This is a genomic window from Phocaeicola sp. ICN-14070 (genome assembly GCF_037892625.1).
Taxonomy (GTDB): domain Bacteria; phylum Bacteroidota; class Bacteroidia; order Bacteroidales; family Bacteroidaceae; genus Phocaeicola; species Phocaeicola plebeius.
Genome location: NZ_JBBKBF010000122.1, coordinates 1 through 3820 on the forward strand (window position 1 = coordinate 1; position 3820 = coordinate 3820).

Sequence of the window (3820 nt, forward strand, 5' to 3'; positions counted from 1 at the left end):
AATCATTTATGTCTGACATAGAATTATGTTGGGCATTAGTCTAAACAATTAATAATCAATCGTTCTTTGACATTTTGCACAACATAATTCTATCTTTGGAGGAATTAGAGGCTATCTAAGAATGTAATTAACTCCTTATCCTCAGACCATTTTCGTGATGGTGTATCGGAAACGGACTGCTCACATTTTTTGAGAACTTCTAATTTCCTTTCCATGCTAATTTCGGCGTAGATGTTTGTTGTATCAATCGAGCTATGTCCCATCCAATTTCTAACCATATCAATATCCGCTCCAGAATTAAGTAGATGAGTGGCGGTTGTATGGCGTATAACGTGAGGAGATGGGCGTTTATTAGCAAGAGAGGGATGATTTAAGATTACATCTTGTGAGTATTTCTTTATCATTTCATAAATACAGAATCGGCTCATAGGCTGATTGTATCGGTTAAGGAAAAGGTAATCGTCAGGCAACTTGTTGTCTATAAATTGTTTGAGTAAATCCCAGAAATCCTCCCATAAAGGACATATTCTCTCTTTACGCCCCTTGCCATGTAATGTCACCATTGGCATTCCACGTTTTGAAGGCATCGCAACATCCTTCACTTTAACACCAATAACTTCAGACACTCGGGCGCCAGTATTATACATGAATAGGATAATGACATGATCTCGACTTCTTATCCCTTGATATTTGCATGTTTTCAATGGTGCATCAGCCAAGGCTTCGATCTCAGATTTGTCCATATAGGTTATCATGCGTTTTTCCGTTTTCTTTGAAGGGATAAGAGTGACATGGTGACACCAATCTATATGTTCAGGAGATTTCCACGCCAGAAACTTTGCGAAAGCCTTTATTGCAGCTAAACGATTGTTTCTTGAAGATACGGAAACTTTTCTCTCAATTTCCAGATAATCAAGAAATTTCGTAATAACGTCAGTCGTAATATCCGAGATTTTGAGATTGTCTATTGCAATACTTATTAATGTAGAGACATACGATACCAACATACGGAATGTATCACGATAACTCATCTGAGTGTTACGACTAAGGTTTCGAGTGACAATTAAGTACTCTATGAGGAATGGTCTTAGCCAATAGCCAAGATATTCTGTTTCAGTAATTCTTCTGTTCTTCATTGTTCGTGTTTTTATAAGCATAAAACAATTTGTTTGCTTCCTGCAACAAAGTTGGCGTCTTTGTTAGATAGACGGAAGTGAAGGACACGTTAAGATGTCCCAAATAGATAGACAACTTCGGCAGTAAATCCTGTACGTTCTTTCCTGATTTATACCAGTTAGTAAGGACGTCGACCGCAAAAGTATGGCGAAGATCATGTATTCTAGGCTGATGACGTCCTCTATCAGGGAAATAAAGACCTGCATTCTTACGAATGGTCGCAAATATCTGATGTAAAGATACAAAATTAACAGGTTTCCCCTTCTGATTAATGAAAACATATGCATCCTCTACCATTGGGGACATTTGAGTACTTCGCCATTGTAATATCTCTTGCATCAATTTTGATATTTGTTCGTTGAAAGTAACCAAGCGAGACTTGTAGAACTTACTACAATGTATATGCACGTACATATTATCCATATCAATATCCTTTATTTTTAAGGATAAGGTCTCACTTATTCTGAGTCCAAGCATATACGTGATCATCAAGATATATCGTATACATATTGGCTCATTAACAAATGATCTATATTTGCGATATGTAAGCGCACAATCAAACAGTCTCTTCAGTTCGTCATCCGTATATATGTAAGCGGGATAATACTCTGGAGCTTTAGGCAGAAAAACGGGAATAGGTATGTTTTGAATGAGTCCTCTAGAAAAAGCCCACTCAAAAAGTTTTTTCAGAATGCAGTGCTGAGAATGCCAATATCTGGTGATGACATTTCCTTTTCTGTAAAGGAAGGCATTACAATCGCTTTCCGTTATTGAAGTTAATTCTGTTGTTTCTCCAATGAACTTAGCAAATAATCTCAAAGAGTAAGTTGTACTCTGATCCTTACGACCAATAGACCTACGAAACTTGATAAATGACTCAACAGTTTCTTTTATACTCATAGAAGCTCCCCCCAGTTAATATTTGAAACATCTCTAAGTGAATTGAGATCCACTTTTGCATATATTCTTGTCGCTTCCATACTTTTGTGACCCAGTAAATCACCGACATCCTTTAAGGTTTGTCCTTCGTTTATCAAGAAAGTTGCATGGCTATGGCGTAAACAATGGGGACCTTTGTGCCTAACGTCCATTTCGCTGGATTTCAAATACCTATATACGACGGAAGCTATGGCTGTACAAGATATAGGACGTATCGGGGCTGGTGTACAAAAGAACAAGCTATCGCTTCCTATGTCATTTGGCCTTCCCTGTTTTAGGTAAGCGATAATAGCTTCTCCTACATTATGTAGAAGTGGTAACACTTGTGGTCGACAATTCTTCGCACGCTTAATATAGACTTGTTCTTTACGCCAATCGATGTCGCTAATCTTCAAGTTTGCCACCTCACTACAACGTAAACCGTACATAGCAAGTAACATAAAAATAGCATAGTCGCGCGATGCGGATTTACCAGTTTGTTCTTTGACTGTTTGTAACAGTTTTTGAACTTTATTCCACGGCAAGAAAGAAGGGAGATTTTCTTCACTATATACTTTGGGAGTGATTAACGCCTTATCTAGGTCGGTAATACACCACCCCTTTTCGACTGCATAACGAAGATATACACGAATACAACACAGGTACTCTTTCAGCGTGTTACGTTGAACCTTGTTAATCGTGTAGTATTCAATGTATTTATCTATATCTTCCAATGTTAAAGGGTGTTCCTGGTTCTCCTTTTCTATTATCTTGTAAAAGTAGGTGAGTATATATCTCCTTCCCTTAATATAGGCATGAGAATATCTCCTGTATGCCAAGTGATTAAGGTATTCATTTATGCGTATATCTGATATTGAAGGAGATCCTGATTCTGGTAGCATATGTAGCTCTTTAAGCCACATATTTGCAAAATAGATGAAGAAACTATAATTAGACTTGGTGCCTTTCTTCTTGTGAGAACCTTTGTCTTCCAGGTTTTGCCATTTTTTTGCTGCATTTGAGATTTCCTCATTGGTAACAATACGGAAGTTCTTTAAATCAAGATACTCTATTAGATGAAGTTGATACTGTGCATAAAGCTGAAGTGTCTGTCTTTTAAAACCTTTTGATTTGCAATCCATCAAGAAAGACATTCTCTCTTTATAAAAGGGAGCGGCAATCAGTCTGACTCTGTGCCATTTGCGCTCTGCGAGATAATTGATGATGTCGTCTTGGTAACGAGAATCTAAAAGACCTACGTATAGTAAGAATTCAACAGCCATCTCAATGAATTTGATTCTTGAGGAAGGGCAATCATGACGTTTCCGAGAATGATAATGATCAGGAATGGGTGAAGACCATTGACGTGCAGCTTCAACGACATCATCAAGTGACACAATTCTCTTTTCGCCATCATGAAGATCGAAATATTGGATAAACTTGAGCGAATACCCAGCCCACCCCAATAGTGTTAGCCGGGACAATCCTTCCTTACTTTTCATAGTTAGAAAGTATTCTCGCTCCTTTAATAATGGTGCAGCCAAATGTTTTTTAAGGAATGACTTGCGGATAATGATTTGTTCTAACATGCTCTTATAATTATATGAGTAATACTATATAATATAAACGAGCATCCAAAATTATGTTGTACAAAATTCGATAAGAACTCTAATTATCAAATAAATATGAAAGAAACTGACATAAACAAATGGGCAACATTAATGAT

Annotated in this window: 3 protein-coding genes; all 3 read right to left on the minus strand. The window is 37.2% G+C overall.

The window, feature by feature from the left end; genetic code table 11:
• Positions 1-104: 104 nt before the first annotated feature.
• Genes WKT20_RS17680 through WKT20_RS17690 form a run of 3 tightly spaced genes read right to left on the minus strand, consistent with a single transcriptional unit; the run spans position 105 to position 3683 of the window.
• Positions 105-1136 (minus strand): tyrosine-type recombinase/integrase, encoded by a 1032-nt coding sequence (locus tag WKT20_RS17680; protein WP_007750053.1) that lies wholly within the window; start codon positions 1134-1136, stop codon positions 105-107.
• Complete coding sequence (locus tag WKT20_RS17685; RefSeq protein WP_117921377.1) at positions 1114-2076, minus strand: tyrosine-type recombinase/integrase; 963 nt, start codon at positions 2074-2076, stop codon at positions 1114-1116. The genes WKT20_RS17680 and WKT20_RS17685 overlap by 23 nt, the downstream gene beginning before the upstream one ends.
• Positions 2073-3683, minus strand: a complete 1611-nt coding sequence (locus tag WKT20_RS17690) for a site-specific integrase (protein WP_007750048.1) — start codon at positions 3681-3683, stop codon at positions 2073-2075. The genes WKT20_RS17685 and WKT20_RS17690 overlap by 4 nt, the downstream gene beginning before the upstream one ends.
• Positions 3684-3820: the final 137 nt, after the last annotated feature.

Coding starts and splice junctions, on each gene's coding strand:
- WKT20_RS17690 (WP_007750048.1), bottom strand. CDS start 3,683: ATGTTAGAACAAATCATTATCCGCAAGTCATTCCTTAAAAAACATTTG.
- WKT20_RS17680 (WP_007750053.1), bottom strand. CDS start 1,136: ATGAAGAACAGAAGAATTACTGAAACAGAATATCTTGGCTATTGGCTA.
- WKT20_RS17685 (WP_117921377.1), bottom strand. CDS start 2,076: ATGAGTATAAAAGAAACTGTTGAGTCATTTATCAAGTTTCGTAGGTCT.